The 17,325-nt window shown below is 65.0% G+C and carries 9 protein-coding genes and 3 rRNA genes; 7 read left to right on the plus strand and 5 right to left on the minus strand.

Features of this window, described 5'->3' with window-relative positions; genetic code table 11:
- Nucleotides 1-260 precede the first annotated feature (260 nt).
- The 3 genes from GLO27_RS02860 (at nt 261) to rrf (ending at nt 5,528) form a co-directional block, all read left to right on the plus strand.
- Nucleotides 261-1,784, plus strand: a 16S ribosomal RNA gene (locus GLO27_RS02860).
- A 414-nt stretch (nt 1,785-2,198) separates the two neighbouring features.
- A 23S ribosomal RNA gene (locus GLO27_RS02865) occupies nt 2,199-5,303 on the plus strand.
- A 108-nt stretch (nt 5,304-5,411) separates the two neighbouring features.
- Nucleotides 5,412-5,528 (plus strand): 5S ribosomal RNA (rrf, locus tag GLO27_RS02870).
- The 16S, 23S and 5S rRNA genes sit together here, the layout of an rRNA operon.
- A 123-nt stretch (nt 5,529-5,651) precedes the next feature.
- Here rrf and GLO27_RS02875 read toward each other — a convergent pair.
- Nucleotides 5,652-6,389, minus strand: coding sequence for an IclR family transcriptional regulator (locus GLO27_RS02875; protein WP_292777204.1), 738 nt, complete (start codon nt 6,387-6,389; stop codon nt 5,652-5,654).
- A gap of 193 nt (nt 6,390-6,582) precedes the next feature.
- On the opposite strand from GLO27_RS02875, the gene hutH reads away from it, so the two are divergent.
- Genes hutH through hutI form a run of 3 tightly spaced genes read left to right on the plus strand, consistent with a single transcriptional unit; the run spans nt 6,583 to nt 11,002 of the window.
- Nucleotides 6,583-8,124: a histidine ammonia-lyase gene (hutH, locus tag GLO27_RS02880; RefSeq protein ID WP_021198447.1), complete on the plus strand. Its 1,542-nt coding sequence runs from the start codon at nt 6,583-6,585 to the stop codon at nt 8,122-8,124.
- Nucleotides 8,117-9,826 carry a urocanate hydratase gene (gene hutU, locus GLO27_RS02885; protein ID WP_021198446.1) on the plus strand — a complete coding sequence of 570 codons (1,710 nt, stop codon included), beginning with the start codon at nt 8,117-8,119 and terminating at the stop codon, nt 9,824-9,826. The genes hutH and hutU overlap by 8 nt, the downstream gene beginning before the upstream one ends.
- Before the next feature lie 12 nt (nt 9,827-9,838).
- Entirely contained in the window at nt 9,839-11,002 is a 1,164-nt protein-coding gene (gene hutI / locus GLO27_RS02890) for an imidazolonepropionase (protein ID WP_021198445.1), read from the plus strand.
- Nucleotides 11,003-11,087: 85 nt separating this feature from the next.
- Here hutI and GLO27_RS02895 read toward each other — a convergent pair whose 3' ends face one another.
- From GLO27_RS02895 to GLO27_RS02910, 4 genes are read right to left on the minus strand one after another with little or no spacing between them, the layout of a single operon-like run.
- Nucleotides 11,088-12,953 (minus strand): glycogen debranching N-terminal domain-containing protein, encoded by a 1,866-nt coding sequence (locus GLO27_RS02895; RefSeq protein WP_167253511.1) that lies wholly within the window; start codon nt 12,951-12,953, stop codon nt 11,088-11,090.
- Nucleotides 12,950-13,792 (minus strand): carbohydrate ABC transporter permease, encoded by an 843-nt coding sequence (locus tag GLO27_RS02900; RefSeq protein ID WP_021198443.1) that lies wholly within the window; start codon nt 13,790-13,792, stop codon nt 12,950-12,952. The genes GLO27_RS02895 and GLO27_RS02900 overlap by 4 nt, the downstream gene beginning before the upstream one ends.
- Nucleotides 13,789-14,910: a sugar ABC transporter permease gene (locus GLO27_RS02905; RefSeq protein WP_021198442.1), complete on the minus strand. Its 1,122-nt coding sequence runs from the start codon at nt 14,908-14,910 to the stop codon at nt 13,789-13,791. The genes GLO27_RS02900 and GLO27_RS02905 overlap by 4 nt, the downstream gene beginning before the upstream one ends.
- Before the next feature lie 2 nt (nt 14,911-14,912).
- A complete protein-coding gene (locus GLO27_RS02910; protein WP_167253513.1) occupies nt 14,913-16,163 on the minus strand; it encodes an extracellular solute-binding protein in 1,251 nt (416 codons plus the stop codon).
- Nucleotides 16,164-16,313: 150 nt separating this feature from the next.
- Between GLO27_RS02910 and GLO27_RS02915 the strand changes: the two genes are divergently transcribed.
- Nucleotides 16,314-17,318, plus strand: a complete 1,005-nt coding sequence (locus GLO27_RS02915) for a LacI family DNA-binding transcriptional regulator (protein ID WP_167253515.1) — start codon at nt 16,314-16,316, stop codon at nt 17,316-17,318.
- Nucleotides 17,319-17,325: the final 7 nt, after the last annotated feature.

A 17,325-nucleotide genomic window follows, 5' to 3' on the forward strand; every position in this document is an offset into this window, starting at 1 on the left:
GGTAAGATAGAGAAGTTGCCCTTCGGGCCTGGCTGTGATGGCTGGGTCGTGGGAGCATCCGATCCTTGAGAACTCAACAGCGTGCACTTGTCAAATGCCAAATTATCCTCGTCTAGCTTCGGCTGGGTGAGAATTCCTTTGGATCAAAGACCAACCTCCTTGTGGGGTTGGCAATGGATGAAGTCAGCAATGAATTTGTCTCTTTGGTCAGCATCAAACTCGCTGCGTCACCGTTTTCCCGGTGGGGTATGCATTTCTTTTTTACGGAGAGTTTGATCCTGGCTCAGGATGAACGCTGGCGGCGTGCTTAACACATGCAAGTCGAACGGTGAACACGGAGCTTGCTCTGTGGGATCAGTGGCGAACGGGTGAGTAACACGTGAGCAACCTGCCCCTGACTCTGGGATAAGCGCTGGAAACGGCGTCTAATACTGGATATGTGACGTGACCGCATGGTCTGCGTCTGGAAAGAATTTCGGTTGGGGATGGGCTCGCGGCCTATCAGCTTGTTGGTGAGGTAATGGCTCACCAAGGCGTCGACGGGTAGCCGGCCTGAGAGGGTGACCGGCCACACTGGGACTGAGACACGGCCCAGACTCCTACGGGAGGCAGCAGTGGGGAATATTGCACAATGGGCGCAAGCCTGATGCAGCAACGCCGCGTGAGGGACGACGGCCTTCGGGTTGTAAACCTCTTTTAGCAGGGAAGAAGCGAAAGTGACGGTACCTGCAGAAAAAGCGCCGGCTAACTACGTGCCAGCAGCCGCGGTAATACGTAGGGCGCAAGCGTTATCCGGAATTATTGGGCGTAAAGAGCTCGTAGGCGGTTTGTCGCGTCTGCTGTGAAATCCGGAGGCTCAACCTCCGGCCTGCAGTGGGTACGGGCAGACTAGAGTGCGGTAGGGGAGATTGGAATTCCTGGTGTAGCGGTGGAATGCGCAGATATCAGGAGGAACACCGATGGCGAAGGCAGATCTCTGGGCCGTAACTGACGCTGAGGAGCGAAAGGGTGGGGAGCAAACAGGCTTAGATACCCTGGTAGTCCACCCCGTAAACGTTGGGAACTAGTTGTGGGGTCCATTCCACGGATTCCGTGACGCAGCTAACGCATTAAGTTCCCCGCCTGGGGAGTACGGCCGCAAGGCTAAAACTCAAAGGAATTGACGGGGACCCGCACAAGCGGCGGAGCATGCGGATTAATTCGATGCAACGCGAAGAACCTTACCAAGGCTTGACATATACGAGAACGGGCCAGAAATGGTCAACTCTTTGGACACTCGTAAACAGGTGGTGCATGGTTGTCGTCAGCTCGTGTCGTGAGATGTTGGGTTAAGTCCCGCAACGAGCGCAACCCTCGTTCTATGTTGCCAGCACGTAATGGTGGGAACTCATGGGATACTGCCGGGGTCAACTCGGAGGAAGGTGGGGATGACGTCAAATCATCATGCCCCTTATGTCTTGGGCTTCACGCATGCTACAATGGCCGGTACAAAGGGCTGCAATACCGCGAGGTGGAGCGAATCCCAAAAAGCCGGTCCCAGTTCGGATTGAGGTCTGCAACTCGACCTCATGAAGTCGGAGTCGCTAGTAATCGCAGATCAGCAACGCTGCGGTGAATACGTTCCCGGGTCTTGTACACACCGCCCGTCAAGTCATGAAAGTCGGTAACACCTGAAGCCGGTGGCCTAACCCTTGTGGAGGGAGCCGTCGAAGGTGGGATCGGTAATTAGGACTAAGTCGTAACAAGGTAGCCGTACCGGAAGGTGCGGCTGGATCACCTCCTTTCTAAGGAGCATCTGACACTTTCGGGTGTCCAGAACCCAGATCGAGAACGTTCGTTTCTCGCTGGGAGCTCATGGGTGGAACATTTGACATGGTGCGAAGGATGTTGTTCTTCTCCAGTACGCCACTTCGGTGGTTGGAACGGGGAGGGTGGCGGATGTCGCACCTGCACGCTGTTGGGTCCTGAGGGACCGGATGCGGATCTTTCGGGATCTGGTCTGAACCTCTGGGCCTCTTTCTGTTTCCCCCGTGTGGGGTTGTGGATAGGGGCACCGCCCGTACTTTGAGAACTACACAGTGGACGCGAGCATCTTGCAGCTGGCTTCGGTCAGTTGCACAAGATGATCTTAAAGATCATTAGTCAATTTCAGATTCCATCTTCGGATGGGGTCGAGTTTTTGATTCAAACTCATGTGATTTCAAGTCTTTAAGAGCAAACGGTGGATGCCTTGGCATCTGGAGCCGAAGAAGGACGTAGCAATCTGCGATAAGCCTCGGGGAACTGATAAGCAAGTTTTGATCCGAGGGTGTCCGAATGGGGAAACCCCGCTGGGCGGCGTGCCGACCTAGTGACTCCCGCCTGAATATATAGGGCGGGTAGAGGGAACGTGGGGAAGTGAAACATCTCAGTACCCACAGGAAGAGAAAGCAACCGCGATTCCGTTAGTAGTGGCGAGCGAAACCGGAACAGGCTAAACCTAGCGTGTGTGATAGCCGGCAGGCGTTGCACGTTGGGGGTTGTGGGACTTTTCAGTCATCTCTGCCGAGGTGGCGGCGTTACAAGAAGGTATAGACGAACGGTCTTGAAAGGCCGGTCATAGAGGGTGCCAACCCCGTAGTCGAAATGCTTCTCTTGGCGCGAAGAGTATCCCAAGTAGCACGGGGCCCGTGAAATCCCGTGTGAATCTGTCAGGACCACCTGATAAGCCTAAATACTCCCAGATGACCGATAGCGGACAAGTACCGTGAGGGAAAGGTGAAAAGTACCCCGGGAGGGGAGTGAAATAGTACCTGAAACCGTTTGCTTACAAACCGTTGGAGCCTCCTTAGTAGGGGTGACAGCGTGCCTTTTGAAGAATGAGCCTGCGAGTTAGCGATATGTGGCGAGGTTAACCCGTGTGGGGTAGCCGTAGCGAAAGCGAGTCTGAATAGGGCGATTCAGTCGCATGTCCTAGACCCGAAGCGAAGTGATCTATCCATGGCCAGGTTGAAGCGACGGTAAGACGTCGTGGAGGACCGAACCCACTTAGGTTGAAAACTGAGGGGATGAGCTGTGGATAGGGGTGAAAGGCCAATCAAACTTCGTGATAGCTGGTTCTCTCCGAAATGCATTTAGGTGCAGCGTTGCGTGTTTCTTGCCGGAGGTAGAGCTACTGGATGGCCGATGGGCCCTACAAGGTTACTGACGTCAGCCAAACTCCGAATGCCGGTAAGTGAGAGCGCAGCAGTGAGACTGTGGGGGATAAGCTTCATAGTCGAGAGGGAAACAACCCAGACCACCAACTAAGGTCCCAAAGCGCGTGCTAAGTGGGAAAGGATGTGGAGTTGCCTTGACAACCAGGAGGTTGGCTTAGAAGCAGCCACCCTTGAAAGAGTGCGTAATAGCTCACTGGTCAAGTGATTCCGCGCCGACAATGTAACGGGGCTCAAGCACGCCACCGAAGTTGTGGCATTGACATTATTGGTAGGCCTTCGTGGTCCAGCCGTGTTGATGGGTAGGAGAGCGTCGTGTGGCCAGCGAAGCGGCGGTGTAAACCAGCCGTGGAGGCTACACGAGTGAGAATGCAGGCATGAGTAGCGAATGACGTGTGAGAAACACGTCCTCCGAAAGACCAAGGGTTCCAGGGTCAAGCTAATCTTCCCTGGGTAAGTCGGGACCTAAGGCGAGGCCGACAGGCGTAGTCGATGGACAACGGGTTGATATTCCCGTACCGGCGAAGAACCGCCCAAGCTAATCCAGTAGTGCTAAGTGTCTGAATCCCAGTGACTGATCCCTTCGGGGTGACGCTCTGGGCCTAGCGCACGACCCCATTCTGGTGCGGTTAGCGTATTAACAGGTGTGACGCAGGAAGGTAGCCCAAGCCAGGCGATGGTTGTCCTGGTGCAAGTGCGTAGGCCGAGTCGTAGGCAAATCCGCGATTCACATAGGCTGAGACACGATGCGGATAAAAAGTGGGTGATCCTATGCTGCCAAGAAAAGCATCGACGCGAGGTTCTAGCCGCCCGTACCCCAAACCGACTCAGGTGGTCAGGTAGAGAATACCAAGGAGATCGAGAGAATCGTGGTTAAGGAACTCGGCAAAATGCCCCCGTAACTTCGGGAGAAGGGGGGCCTTCGGCGTATAGGGATTTACTCCCGAAAGCGTTTGGAGGCCGCAGAGACTAGTGGGTAGCGACTGTTTACTAAAAACACAGGTCCGTGCCAAGTCGCAAGACGATGTATACGGACTGACGCCTGCCCGGTGCTGGAAGGTTAAGAGGACCGGTTAGCCGCAAGGCGAAGCTGAGAATTTAAGCCCCAGTAAACGGCGGTGGTAACTATAACCATCCTAAGGTAGCGAAATTCCTTGTCGGGTAAGTTCCGACCTGCACGAATGGCGTAACGACTTCCCAACTGTCTCAACCGCGAACTCGGCGAAATTGCATTACGAGTAAAGATGCTCGTTACGCGCAGCAGGACGGAAAGACCCCGTGACCTTTACTACAGCTTGGTATTGGTGTTCGGTGTGGCTTGTGTAGGATAGGTGGGAGACTTTGAAGCATGGACGCTAGTTCGTGTGGAGTCATTGTTGAAATACCACTCTGGTCACTCTGGATATCTAACTTCGAACCGTAATCCGGTTCAGGGACAGTGCCTGGTGGGTAGTTTAACTGGGGCGGTTGCCTCCCAAAAAGTAACGGAGGCGCCCAAAGGTTCCCTCAACCTGGTTGGCAATCAGGTGTCGAGTGTAAGTGCACAAGGGAGCTTGACTGTGAGACTGACAGGTCGAGCAGGGACGAAAGTCGGGACTAGTGATCCGGCAGTGGCTTGTGGAAGCGCTGTCGCTCAACGGATAAAAGGTACCTCGGGGATAACAGGCTGATCTTGCCCAAGAGTCCATATCGACGGCATGGTTTGGCACCTCGATGTCGGCTCGTCGCATCCTGGGGCTGGAGTAGGTCCCAAGGGTTGGGCTGTTCGCCCATTAAAGCGGTACGCGAGCTGGGTTTAGAACGTCGTGAGACAGTTCGGTCCCTATCCGCTGCGCGCGTAGGAAATTTGAGAGGATCTGACCCTAGTACGAGAGGACCGGGTTGGACGAACCTCTGGTGTGTCAGTTGTTCCGCCAGGAGCACCGCTGATTAGCTACGTTCGGGATGGATAACCGCTGAAAGCATCTAAGCGGGAAGCCGGCCTCAAGATGAGATTTCCATACCTTCGGGTGAGAGGCTCCCAGCCAGACTACTGGGTTGATAGGCCAGATGTGGAAGTGCAGTAATGCATGCAGCTGACTGGTACTAATAAGCCGATGACTTGATAACACACCGTTTGTTGGTGCTACGCGTCCACTGAGTGGTTCTCGATGTACGGTCGAGAACCGCATAACAACAATGACTTTGTTATGTGTTTGATTGAAACATCAATAGTGTTTCGGCGGCCATAGCGTGAGGGAAACGCCCGGTTACATTCCGAACCCGGAAGCTAAGCCTCACAGCGCCGATGGTACTGCAGGGGGGACCCTGTGGGAGAGTAGGACACCGCCGGACTCCTTTTAAACAAGAAAGCCACCCAATGCTGGGTGGCTTTCTTGCGTTGTGCTCGAGGAGAGCACGAAGAGCCATCCCTCGTGGGGTGGCTCTTCTGCGTTGACACGACCGTCGCGACGCCGGTCAGCGCTTCAGACGTGCCTCGAGCATGGCCGCGCACTCCTGCACAGCGGCAGCGAGCAGGTCCTCATCCAGATCCGCACGGCCCCACGTCACCGCCACCGCGGCAACCGGCCAGCCGGCAGCATCGAGAACTGCAGCGCCCACACTGCGCAGCCCGTCCGCGATCTCACTGTTCTCCGTCGCATATCCCCTCGTCCGCACATCGCGGAGCAGCTCGCGCAGTTCGCGCGGCGTGCGAGGCCCGAGTCCCGTGCGATCGGGGAACGCCGAGACGTCCGGATAGAGCGCCCGCACCTGCTCGCGGGGGAGCGCCGCCAGCATCGCGCGGCCCGAAGCCGTGAGGTGCGCGGGAAGCCGCACACCCACATCCGTCACCAACGCCGGCCTCCGAGGTGCGCGTTCCTCGACGATGTACAGCACGTCCCCACCGCTCATCACCGCCAGGTGCGCGCTCTCCCCCAACCGGTCCGAGAGCGCAGCCACCAGAGGACGGCCCCTTCGCGCCAAAGGCTGTTGGCGGGTGTAACCGCCGGCGAGCTCGAAAGCTGAGGTGCCGAGCCCCCAGCGTCTCTCCTCGCGCAGGTGCAGCACGAATCCGTGAGCGGCCAGGGTGGTGAGCAGGTGATAGACCGTGGACCGGGGCAGTTCGAGCTCGCGCGCGATCGCCGACGCCGCCACGGGTGCGGGCCGTCCGGCGAGATAGCTCAGGATGCGGAGCGTGTTCTCCGCCGCAGGCACCTGCGCGGTCGGCACTTCCGCCGCAGGCACCTGCGCGGTCGGCTGCTGCGCGGTCAGCGCTTCCACCGCCGGCACCTCCACCTCCGGCACCTCCACCACCGGCACCTTCGCGCTCTCCGTCTTGTCTGGGATCACAGACACAGCATGGCACGAACGGGTGTCCCCGGCCACACGTCGGGTGTGGAATCGAACCATGACTGAACTCGCCCCCGTGCTGGTCGGAGCGGCCCCGCTGTCTCCCGCCGATGTCGTCGCCGTCGTCCGTCGCAACGCACCAGTGCAGCTCGACGCGGATGCGCTCGCGCGCGTCGCCGACACCCGTCGCGTGATCGACGGTCTCGCGGCGGACCCGAACCCGCACTACGGCGTGTCCACCGGGTTCGGCGCTCTCGCGACCACCTTCATCGCCCCCGACCGTCGCATGCAGCTGCAGGCCAGCCTGATCCGCTCGCACGCCGCGGGCACCGGGGCCGAGGTCGAGAGCGAGGTCGTGCGCGGACTCCAGCTCCTGCGGCTGCAGACCCTCGCCTCCGGCCGCACTGGCGTGCGTCCGGTCGTCGTCGAGACCTACGCCGCGCTGCTCAACGAGGGCATCACGCCTGTCGTCCGCGAGTACGGCTCGCTCGGCTGCTCCGGCGACCTCGCACCTCTCGCCCACATCGCCCTGGCTGCGATGGGGGAGGGAGAGGTCCGCGATGCATCCGGCGCACTGCTCCCCGCCACCGAGGCCCTCGCCGCCGCCGGCATCGAGCCGCTCACCCTCGTCGAGAAGGAGGGGCTCGCGCTCATCAACGGCACCGACGGCATGCTCGGCATGCTGGTGCTCGCACTCCACGACCTCGAGACGCTCCTGCTCACCGCCGACCTCGCCGCGGCGATGTCGGTCGAGTCGCAGCTCGGCACCGACGCGGTGTTCGCGGCTGACCTGATGGCGCTTCGTGCGCAGACGGGTCAGGCCGAATCCGCCGCCAACTTGCGCGCATTCCTCGGTGACTCCCCCATGGTCGCGAGCCACAAGGGGCCCGACGACGGCCGGGTGCAGGATGCCTACTCGCTGCGCTGCTCGCCCCAGGTGCATGGCGCCGCGCGCGACACCCTCGCCCATGCGACACTGATCGCCGGACGCGAGCTCGCCAGTGTCATCGACAACCCCGTCATCACCCTCGACGGACGCATCGAGTCGAACGGCAACTTCCACGGCGCTCCGGTCGCGGCGGTCCTCGACTTCCTCGCGATCTCGGTCGCCGACGTCGCCTCGGTCTCCGAGCGTCGCACGGATCGCGCGCTGGATCCGGCCCGCAGTCACGGGCTTCCGCCCTTCCTCGCAGACGAGGTCGGCGTCGACTCCGGCCTCATGATCGCGCAGTACGCGGCCGCCGGAATCGTCTCCGAGCTCAAGCGCCTCGCGGTGCCGGCATCCGTCGACTCGATCCCCTCTTCCGCGATGCAGGAGGATCACGTCTCCATGGGATGGGCGGCCGCCCGCAAACTGCGCCGGGCGATCGACGGCCTCGGCCGTGTGCTCGCGATCGAGATCCTCACCGGCGCCCGCGCCCTCGACCTGCGCGCCCCGCTGCAGGCCGGACCCGCGACCGGAGCCGTGCGCGACCTGGTTCGCACCGTGGCCGACGGCCCCGGACCCGACCGCTTCCTCTCACTGGAGATGGAAGCCGTCACCGCCCTCGTCCAGTCGGGCGACGTCGCCCGCATCGCAAAGGAGCACGCTCATGGCTGAGTCCACCGCATCCGACACCACCGCATCCGACACCTCCGCATCCGACGCTCCGGTCTCGGGACCCCGCGTCGTCCGGGCCGCCCGGGGCAACCAGCGCACCGCGAAGAGCTGGGGCGCGGAAGCCGCCAAGCGCATGCTGATGAACAACCTCGACCCCGAGGTGGCCGAGCACCCCGAAGACCTGGTGGTCTACGGCGGCACCGGCAAGGCCGCCCGCAGCTGGGACGCATACGACGCGATCGTGCGCACCCTCGACGAGCTCGAGCCCGACGAGACCTTGCTGGTGCAGTCGGGCAAGCCGGTCGGCGTCTTCCGCACGCACGAGTGGGCACCGCGTGTACTCATCGCCAACTCGAACCTGGTCGGCGACTGGGCGACCTGGCCGGAGTTCCGCAAGCTCGAAGAGCTCGGCCTCATCATGTACGGGCAGATGACCGCCGGATCCTGGATCTACATCGGCACGCAGGGCATCCTGCAGGGCACCTACGAGACGTTCGCCGCCGTCGCCCGCTCGCTCGGCCGCGACTCGCTCCGTGGCACGCTCACCCTCACGGGCGGAGCCGGCGGGATGGGCGGTGCCCAGCCGCTGGCCGTGACCATGAACGACGGGGTGGTGCTGATCGTCGACGTCGACGAGTCCCGTCTCATCCGGCGCGTGGAGCACGGCTACCTCGACGAGTACACGACCGACCTCGACGCGGCCGTCGCCCGCGTGGTCGCCGCCAAGGAGGCGGGCGACGCCCTCTCGGTCGGCGTGGTCGGCAACGCGGCCGAGGTGTTCCCCGAGCTGCGGCGTCGCGGTGTGCCGATCGACATCGTGACCGACCAGACCAGCGCCCACGACCCGCTCGCCTACCTCCCGCTCGGCATCGCCGTGGCGGACTGGAAGGCGGAAGCCGAGCGCGACCCCGAGGAGTTCACCCGCCGCTCGCGTGCGTCGATGGCCGCTCACGTCGAGGCGATGGTGGCGTTCCAGGATGCGGGGGCCGCGGTGTTCGACTACGGCAACTCGATCCGTGCCGAAGCGCAGCTGGGCGGTTTCGCCCGTGCGTTCGAGTTCCCCGGATTCGTGCCGGCGTACATCCGCCCGCAGTTCGAGGAAGGACGCGGACCGTTCCGCTGGGCAGCGCTCTCCGGCGACCCGGAAGACATCTACAAGACCGACCGCGCGATCGCCGAGCTCTTCCCCGAAGACGCCGCCCTGCACCGCTGGCTCGAGAAGGCCGGCGAGAAGGTGCACTTCGAGGGGCTGCCCGCCCGCATCTGCTGGCTCGGCTACAAGGAGCGCCATCTCGCTGGACTCAAGTTCAACGAGATGGTCGCGTCGGGCGAGCTGTCAGCTCCGATCGTGATCGGGCGCGACCACCTCGACTCCGGCTCGGTGGCGTCGCCGTACCGCGAGACCGAGGCGATGAAGGACGGCTCCGACGCGATCGCCGACTGGCCGCTGCTGAACGCCCTACTCAACACGGCCTCCGGCGCCTCGTGGGTGTCGCTGCACCACGGCGGCGGTGTCGGCATCGGCCGCTCCATCCACGCCGGTCAGGTCACCGTCGCCGACGGCACGGAACTCGCGGCCGAGAAGCTGGAGCGCGTGCTGACGAACGACCCGGGTACCGGCGTAATGCGTCACGTGGACGCCGGCTACGAGCACGCCCGCGAGGTCGCCCGCGAGCGCGGCCTCAAGGTCCCGATGCTCTGACAGGCTCAGGACATGGCAACGCTCATCACGAACATCGCGGAACTGACCACAAACGTCGCTACGGGTGACGACCCCACCGGGACCCTCACCGATGCCGCAGTGCTGATCGAGGGCGAGCGGATCGCGTGGGTCGGCGCCGCCGCGGAGGCGCCGACCGCCGACGAGGTCGTGGACGCCGGGGGTCGCGCGGTGATCCCGGGCTTCGTCGACAGCCACAGCCACCTCGTCTTCGGGGGCGATCGTGCCTCCGAGTTCGAGGCGCGCATGGCGGGGCAGAAGTACGCCGCGGGCGGCATCCGCTCCACCGTCGCCGCCACCCGCGCCGCGAGCGATGACGAGCTGCGCGCACGTCTGCGGGGCTTCCTCGACGAGATGCTCGCACAGGGCACCACGACGGTCGAGATCAAGAGCGGCTACGGGCTGAGCGTCGCCGACGAGGAGCGCCTGGTGCGCCTGGCCGCCGAGGTGACGCCCGAGGTGACATTCCTCGGGGCGCACGTCGTCCCGGCGGAGTACGCCGACCGCGCCGACGAGTACGTCGATCTGGTCACGGGTCCCATGCTCGACGCCTGCGCTGCGCACGCGAAGTGGATCGACGTCTTCTGCGAGACCGGTGCGTTCACGGTGGCGCAGTCGCGGCGCGTGCTGGAGGCCGGCATCGCGCGCGGACTCGCGCCCCGCGTGCACGCGAGCCAGCTCGGCCCGGGCGAGGGCGTGCGGCTGGCCGTCGAGCTCGGCGCGGCATCCATCGACCACGGCACGTACCTGACGGATGCCGACATCGATGCCCTCGCCGGATCCGACACCGTGCTCACGCTGCTGCCGGGAGTCGAGTTCTCGACGCGGCAGCCGTATCCGGACGCGCGCCGTCTGATCGACGCGGGAGTGACCGTAGCGCTGGCGTGCGACACGAACCCGGGCTCGAGCTTCACCTCATCGATGCCGTTCTGCATCGCGGTCGCCGTGCGCGACATGGGGATGACCCCGGCCGAAGCCGTGTGGGCGGCGACCGCCGGCGGCGCGAAGGCGCTGCGTCGGGACGACATCGGCGTGATCGCGCCCGGTGCCAGGGCCGACCTCGTGCTGCTGGGCGCACCGACGCGCATCCACCTCGCCTACCGTCCGGGAGTGCCGCTCGTGCGCACCGTCTGGAAGGACGGCCGGACGATCGGCTGAGGCCGAACCCCGCCGACCGCCCAACCGCCGACCGCCCAACCGCCGACCGCTCAGCCGATCGCCCCGCTCAGCCGATCGACCCGCTTTAGCCCAGAGCCTGCGCGACGACGACCGCGGCTGCGGCCGACCATGCCTGCGGGCGGCAGGCCGCGGGATAGGGAAGGGGCGCGCCACCGGGAACGAGGGCATCGCCCGCGTGCAGCTCGGGAACGCGGTACTCGAAGCCCTCCGCGAGGTCGAGCAGCTGCTCGGCGACCATCCGCGCGTCGGTGTCGAGCCCGGCGCGCATCATGCCGTGCACGGCGATCGCGGTGTCATGTGCCCAGACGCTGCCGCCGTGATAGCTCAGCGGCCAGTAGCCGGCGGCTTCGGTCGACATCGTGCGGATGCCGTAGCCGCTCGACATGCTCGGAGCCGTCAGCAGTGCCGCACAGGCCTGTTCCTCCTCCGGGTCGAGGATGCCGGTTCCGATCAGGTGTCCGATGTTGCTCGTGAGGGTGTCGACAGGGGCGCCGTGCGCGTCGAGGGCGATGGCCGGGTAGCGGCCCTCGGGCGTGGTCACCCAGTAGGCGGCGCGGAAGCGTGAGCGAAGATCTGCGGCCCACGTACGGAGCTCGGCCGCGCCGGGTTCACCGAACGTGTCGAGCAGGTCGGCACCACGGATGGCGGCTTCGTAGGCGTAGCCCTGCACCTCGCTCAGCGCGATGGGGCCCTCGGCCAGGCGCCCGTCGCGCCACTGGATCGAGTCGCCAGAGTCCTTCCACCCCTGGTTCGCGAGGCCGTGGCCCGACTCGTCCGCATAGTCGATGAAGCCGCTGCCCGACGCGTCGCCGTGCACCGTCATCCAGGTGAGCGCCGCCCGAAGAGCCGGGAGCAATGCCCGCACCTCGCGCTCGGACATCCCCTCGGCATGGGCGTCGGCGAGCAGGCAGACCCAGAGCGGAGTCGCGTCGACGGTGCCGTAGTACAGCGGCGGCAGATGCACGCCCTCGTTGGGCAGCGAGAGGGCGCCGCTCCGCAGCTCGTGCGCGATCTTGCCCGGAGCCTCGGCCGTCGACGCATCGTGCGCGGTGCCCTGCAGGCGCGCCAGCACGCGCAGGGTGGAGGCCGCCATGTCGGGGTCGATCGCGAGCGCGAGCCGTGCGGCCCAGAGCGAGTCCCGTCCGAACAGCGTGAAGAACCAGGGCGCTCCGGCGGCGTAGAACGCGTCCTCCGGGTGCGCGGGCAGGGCGAGGCGGAGCGCGGAGAGATCCGCGGTTGCCTGCTCCATCCAGCGCGCCGCGCGCGAGTCGGTGGGAACGGTCGGCTGCGGCGCGCGCGACGGCAGCGCGGCGGTGACGACGAGGGAGGGGTCGTCGAGGTCAACCGTCCAGACCACGGCGGCAGAGCCTCGCGGTGGGACCACCACATCCCACCGCAGCACCAAGGCGTCTCCGTCCTCGGCCACCGTGGCCTCGGGGGCGGTGAGCGCGAACGACGCCTCTCCCGCGCGGCAGACGGATCCGTCCCAGGTCCAGGCCGCATCGGCGGCGAGCCCGGCCTTGACCTGCTGCATCGGCGCGAAGTCCGGGACCATGCGCACGGTGAGGGTCATCGGAACCGGGGTGCCGAGGTGCGACGCGACCGTGATCCGCTCGGAGAAGGCACCGGCGGCGACCCGCCGGTCGCGATCCATCCGCACCTTCGGATCGGCCGATTCGTCGTCGAGCCCGCGGAGCAGATCCGTCAGGAGCGCCTGCTGCGGCACCGGCGACGTGCATCCGATGGATTCGAGCGCGGTGCCGTCGACCGTGGTCTCGATGCTCCGGATGTGTCGCACGTCGCCGTGGTAGATGCCGTGGATCGGAGCGGTGCCCATGCGGCCGACATCGTCGGACCATGCCTGGGTCGGTGCCTCGAGCATGATCACGGCGTCGTCCAGCAGCGGCTGGAGGGGCGGGGTGGGGGTCATTCCTTGACGGCTCCTTCTGTGGAGTTCATGATGCGGCGCTGGAAGACGAAGAACATCACGGCGACGGGGATCGTCATGATGAGTGCGGCCGCCAGCTTGAGCGGGTACTGGGTGCCCTGGCTGAGTCCGCCGCTGGCCAGGGATGCGACGCCCTTGGTCAGGGTCGTCAGGGCGGGGTCGTTGGTGGACACGATGAAGTGGCTGAGCTCGTTCCAGGAGCCCTGGAACGACAGGATCACAATCGTCACGAGCGCCGGCGTCGCCATCGGCAGCACCACCGACCAGAACAGCCGGAACGTGCCGGCACCGTCGATGCGGGCCTGCTCCTCGACCGACTCGGGGATCGACTCGAAGAAGTTCTTCATGATGAACACCCCTGCCGCGTCGACGAGCAGCGGCAGGATCATCCCGGCATACGAGTTGAAGATGCCGAGCTGGTTGATCACGAGGAACTTGGGGATCAGCAGCACGACGGTCGGCACCGACATCACGGCGACCAGGGCGGCGAAGACGACACCCCGCCCGCGGAAGCGGAGTCGAGCCAGTGCGTACCCGGCGAGCGAGTTGAAGAACACGCGCCCGGCCGTGACGAAGATCGTCACGATCGCGCTGTTCACGAACCACGAGGGGAAGTCGGAGTTGCGGAACAGGCGCTCGTACGCGGCGAACGTCCACACGTCGGGGATGAGCGTGATCCCACTGGACGCGGCATCCTCATCGGTCTTGAAGCTCGTCGCGACCTGGATCAGGAAGGGATAGATGTAGATGACCGCGAGGATGATCAGCAGCGCGTAGAGCGCGATCTGCCAGGTCAGCTGCTTCGACGAGAGCCGCCTCATGACGAGGCTCCCTTCGACGAGGACGATGACGCGTACGAGGACGAGGACGCGTACGCGCGGATGCGACGCTTCGAGACCGGCCGATCACGCAGCACCCATCGCTGCAGGAGCGTGAAGATCACGATGATGACGAACAGGATGAACGCGATAGCCGCTCCCTGCCCCCACTCCTGGTTCTGGAACGCGGTCTGGTACGAGAGGTAGGCCGGGGTGAGCGTGGTCTTGCTCGGTGCTCCCCTGGTGCCCGTGTAGATCTGGTCGAACACCTGCCAGCAGCCGATGAGGCCGAGGGTGAGCACGGTGAACAGGGTCGGGCGCAGCTGGGGCAACGTGATGCGCCAGAACCGCTGCCAGCCGTTCGCGCCGTCCATCATGGCGGCCTCGTCGACGTCGGCGCCGAGGTTCTGAAGACCGGCGAGGAAGATGAGCATGAACGTTCCGGAGGTCGTGAAGATCGCCATCAGGATGTACGCGCTCATCGCGACAGAGGGGCCGGCGAGCCATTCCCACCACGACACTCCGAGCGTGCCGCCCTGGGTGAGGGCCGCGGGGCCGGCATCGACGCCGACCGTGCCGAGCGCCAGATGCAGGATGCCGCGTGGATCGTTGAACCAGTTGGGGCCGTTGATGCCGAACCAGGAGAGCACATCGTTGACGGCTCCGCTCGAGGTGAACAGGAACATCCACAGCACGGTGATCGCGACGGTGCTGGTCACGGAGGGGAAGTAATAGGCGGTGCGGAAGAATCCCCGGCCGCGGAGCATGGCGCGGTTCACGAGGATCGCGAGGAACAGCGCGAGCGCGGTCTGCAGCGGGACGACGAGCAGCACGTACCAGGCGTTGTTGCGCAGCGATGTGCCGAAATCCTTGGTCGCGAGACCGCCGTCGGTGAGGACGGCGGCGAAGTTGTCGGCGCCGACGAACGAGACCGAACCGGAGAGGGGGCTGCCGCGACCGCCCCAGTCCGAGACGCTCACCCAGAGCGCCATGAGGACGGGGATGAGGAGGAAGACGCCGAGGATCACGATCACCGGCGCCGTGAACAGCCATCCGGCTGCCGCCTCGCCGCGGCGGAGCCCGGAGGCCCTGCCGCGGCGAGGCGCTGCCTTGATCGCCATGGCTACTTGACGACCGCTTCGAGGTTCGACTGGACGGAGTCGAGGATCGTCTTCGGGTCGGACGTCTTCAGCGACTCGAGCTGCGAGTTGAAGTCGGCGATGACGTCGGCGGTCCCGGCCTGGTTCGGCGGGAACTGCGCGTACTCCGCGCCTGCGAGGAACGGCTCCAGCTCGGGGTTCGCCGAGGTCCAGTCCGCGGCGGCGGACTTGATGGACGGCATCGGACCGAATGCCTTCGAGAAGGCGAGCTGGCTGTCGGCGCTCGTCAGGTACTCGACCAGGTCGAGGGCGGCCTGCTGGTTCGGGCTGTCGGCAGCCATGCCCCAGCAGTTCGTGAACTGCAGCGTGCCCTTGCTGGCGGCGCCCTCGGGAAGCTCGGCGACCGTGTACTGCAGGCTGCTGTAGTCGTTCGAGAGCGCTCCGGTGATCCAGTTGCCCTCGATCACCATGGCGGCGGACTGCTTGCCGAGCGCTTCGCCGCCCCATCCGGCCCCGACATCCTTGGCGTACGCGAACGTGCCGTCGACGAGGTGCGACTTCACGTAGTCCAGGGCCTCGACGTTGGCGGCATCGTCGGCGATGACCGTGCCGTCGTCGACGAGACCGCCGCCCGCCTGTGCCATGAAGACGCCCACGCGCTGGTACTCGGCGCCGAAGGCGAGACCGACGTGATCCGCGGTCGTGAGCTTCTGCGCCACCGCGGCGAGGTCGTCCCAGGTCTTCGGGAGGTCGGCGTCGGTGAGCCCGGCGTCGGTCCACATCTGCGTGTTGATGATGAGCGACAGGGTGGAGAAGTCCTTGGGCGCGCAGTAGAACGTGCCGTCGACCGTGAAGTTCTCGACGAGCGACGGGTAGAAGTCGTCCTTGTTGGCGAGTTCGTCGCCGTAGGCCTTGAGCGATCCGTTGGCCGCGTAGCCCGAGGCCTGGTCGGCGGAGAGGTAGAACAGGTCGGCCGGGTCGCCGGCGGCGAAGCCCTGCGACAGCTCCTGGTCGAGGTTGGTCGCGGTCTGCACCTTCGCCTTGATGCCGGATTCGGCCGACCAGGCGTCGACGGCGGACTGCACAGCGGATGTCTCGGCGTCACCGGACGAGCCGATCAGGACGGTGAGCGCGTCGTCGGAAGAGGTGAGCCCCTCGTCGTCCGCCTTCTGGTCGTCTCCGGCGAAACCGGAGCCGCAGCCGGTGAGCACGAGCGCGCTGGTGAGCAGCACCGCCCCGGTACCGAAGACTGCGCGAGTGGTGTGCCGTGTCATGGTCTCTCTCCTTTGATGAGTCACTGCGGGCGACGGCCTCGGGAGGACCGTGCGGGTTCGTCGCAGAAATTTGAACGATCAAACTCTGCGTGGAATAGGCTAAGCGGGAGTCGCGGGGAGTGTCAACCCGGGCGTGAACGAGGAGGTGCGATGGCGAAGGCGCCGACCGTCGAAGACGTCGCCGAGCGCGCGGGCGTCTCCCGGCAGACGGTCTCGAACGTGCTCAACACTCCCGACATCGTCCGCCCGGCGACCAGGGAACGCGTCATCGCGGCGATCCACGAGCTCGGCTATCGACGTCACGCGGCTGCGCGACAGCTGCGGTTGCGGCGCAGCTCGACGATCGGCATCCGCCTCGATCCGTACCTCGGCGGGATCTCCGGCGTCGTCCTCGACCGCTTCGTGCACGCGATCACCGAGCGCGCGAGCGAGCGGGGGATGCGGATGCTCGTCTATGCCGCACGCACGCGGGAAGAAGAGATCCAGAGACTGTCGGAGCTCTGGGAGGGGTCGGAGATCGATGCTGCGATCATCACCGGCACTTCGCGCGACGATCCGCGCGTGCGCAGCCTCGATCAGGACGGGCTGCCTTTCATCTCGTTCGGTCGGCCGTGGGGGGAGGACGACATCGCCGACCCGCGCCACCTCTGGGTCGATGTCGACGGCGCCGCGGGAACGCGCGCCGCGACCGAGCACGCGCTGACCCACGGCAGCAGCGTCGCGTTCCTCGGATGGCCGACGGGATCGGGCACGGGTGACGACCGGGAGCGCGGCTGGCGCGAGGCGATGGCCGCGGCCGGAGCGCAGGGCGAACGGCTCACCGCGGAGGAGGGGGTTCCCCTCGGGCGTGCCTGTGTCGACGCGGCGCTCGCCGCGGGGCACGTGCCCGACGCTCTCGTCTGCGCCAGCGACTCACTCGCGGTCGGTGCGCTGCTGGCTGTCGCCGCTGCCGGGCTCTCGCTTCCCGTGATCGGCTTCGACAACACCCCGACGGCCGAGGCTCTGGGCTTCTCGAGCGTCGAGCAACGGCCCGAGGATGTGGCGACGGCCGTCCTCGAACTCCTCATGGGCCCGACGGGGGAGATCGTCGCCCCGCGCACCCTTCAGGCGGGGTCGGCGCACGCACTGATCACCCCCGAGCTCGTCGTGCGCTGAGCGGCGC

The organism is Microbacterium sp. Be9 (assembly GCF_011754135.1).
GTDB lineage: Bacteria > Actinomycetota > Actinomycetes > Actinomycetales > Microbacteriaceae > Microbacterium > Microbacterium maritypicum_A.

What these genes read in the sequence shown, in the direction of transcription:
- hutH (WP_021198447.1), top strand. Translation starts at nt 6,583, where the DNA reads ATGACTGAACTCGCCCCCGTGCTGGTCGGAGCGGCCCCGCTGTCTCCC.
- hutU (WP_021198446.1), top strand. Translation starts at nt 8,117, where the DNA reads ATGGCTGAGTCCACCGCATCCGACACCACCGCATCCGACACCTCCGCA.
- hutI (WP_021198445.1), top strand. Translation starts at nt 9,839, where the DNA reads ATGGCAACGCTCATCACGAACATCGCGGAACTGACCACAAACGTCGCT.
- GLO27_RS02895 (WP_167253511.1), bottom strand. Translation starts at nt 12,953, where the DNA reads ATGACCCCCACCCCGCCCCTCCAGCCGCTGCTGGACGACGCCGTGATC.
- GLO27_RS02900 (WP_021198443.1), bottom strand. Translation starts at nt 13,792, where the DNA reads ATGAGGCGGCTCTCGTCGAAGCAGCTGACCTGGCAGATCGCGCTCTAC.
- GLO27_RS02905 (WP_021198442.1), bottom strand. Translation starts at nt 14,910, where the DNA reads ATGGCGATCAAGGCAGCGCCTCGCCGCGGCAGGGCCTCCGGGCTCCGC.
- GLO27_RS02910 (WP_167253513.1), bottom strand. Translation starts at nt 16,163, where the DNA reads ATGACACGGCACACCACTCGCGCAGTCTTCGGTACCGGGGCGGTGCTG.
- GLO27_RS02915 (WP_167253515.1), top strand. Translation starts at nt 16,314, where the DNA reads ATGGCGAAGGCGCCGACCGTCGAAGACGTCGCCGAGCGCGCGGGCGTC.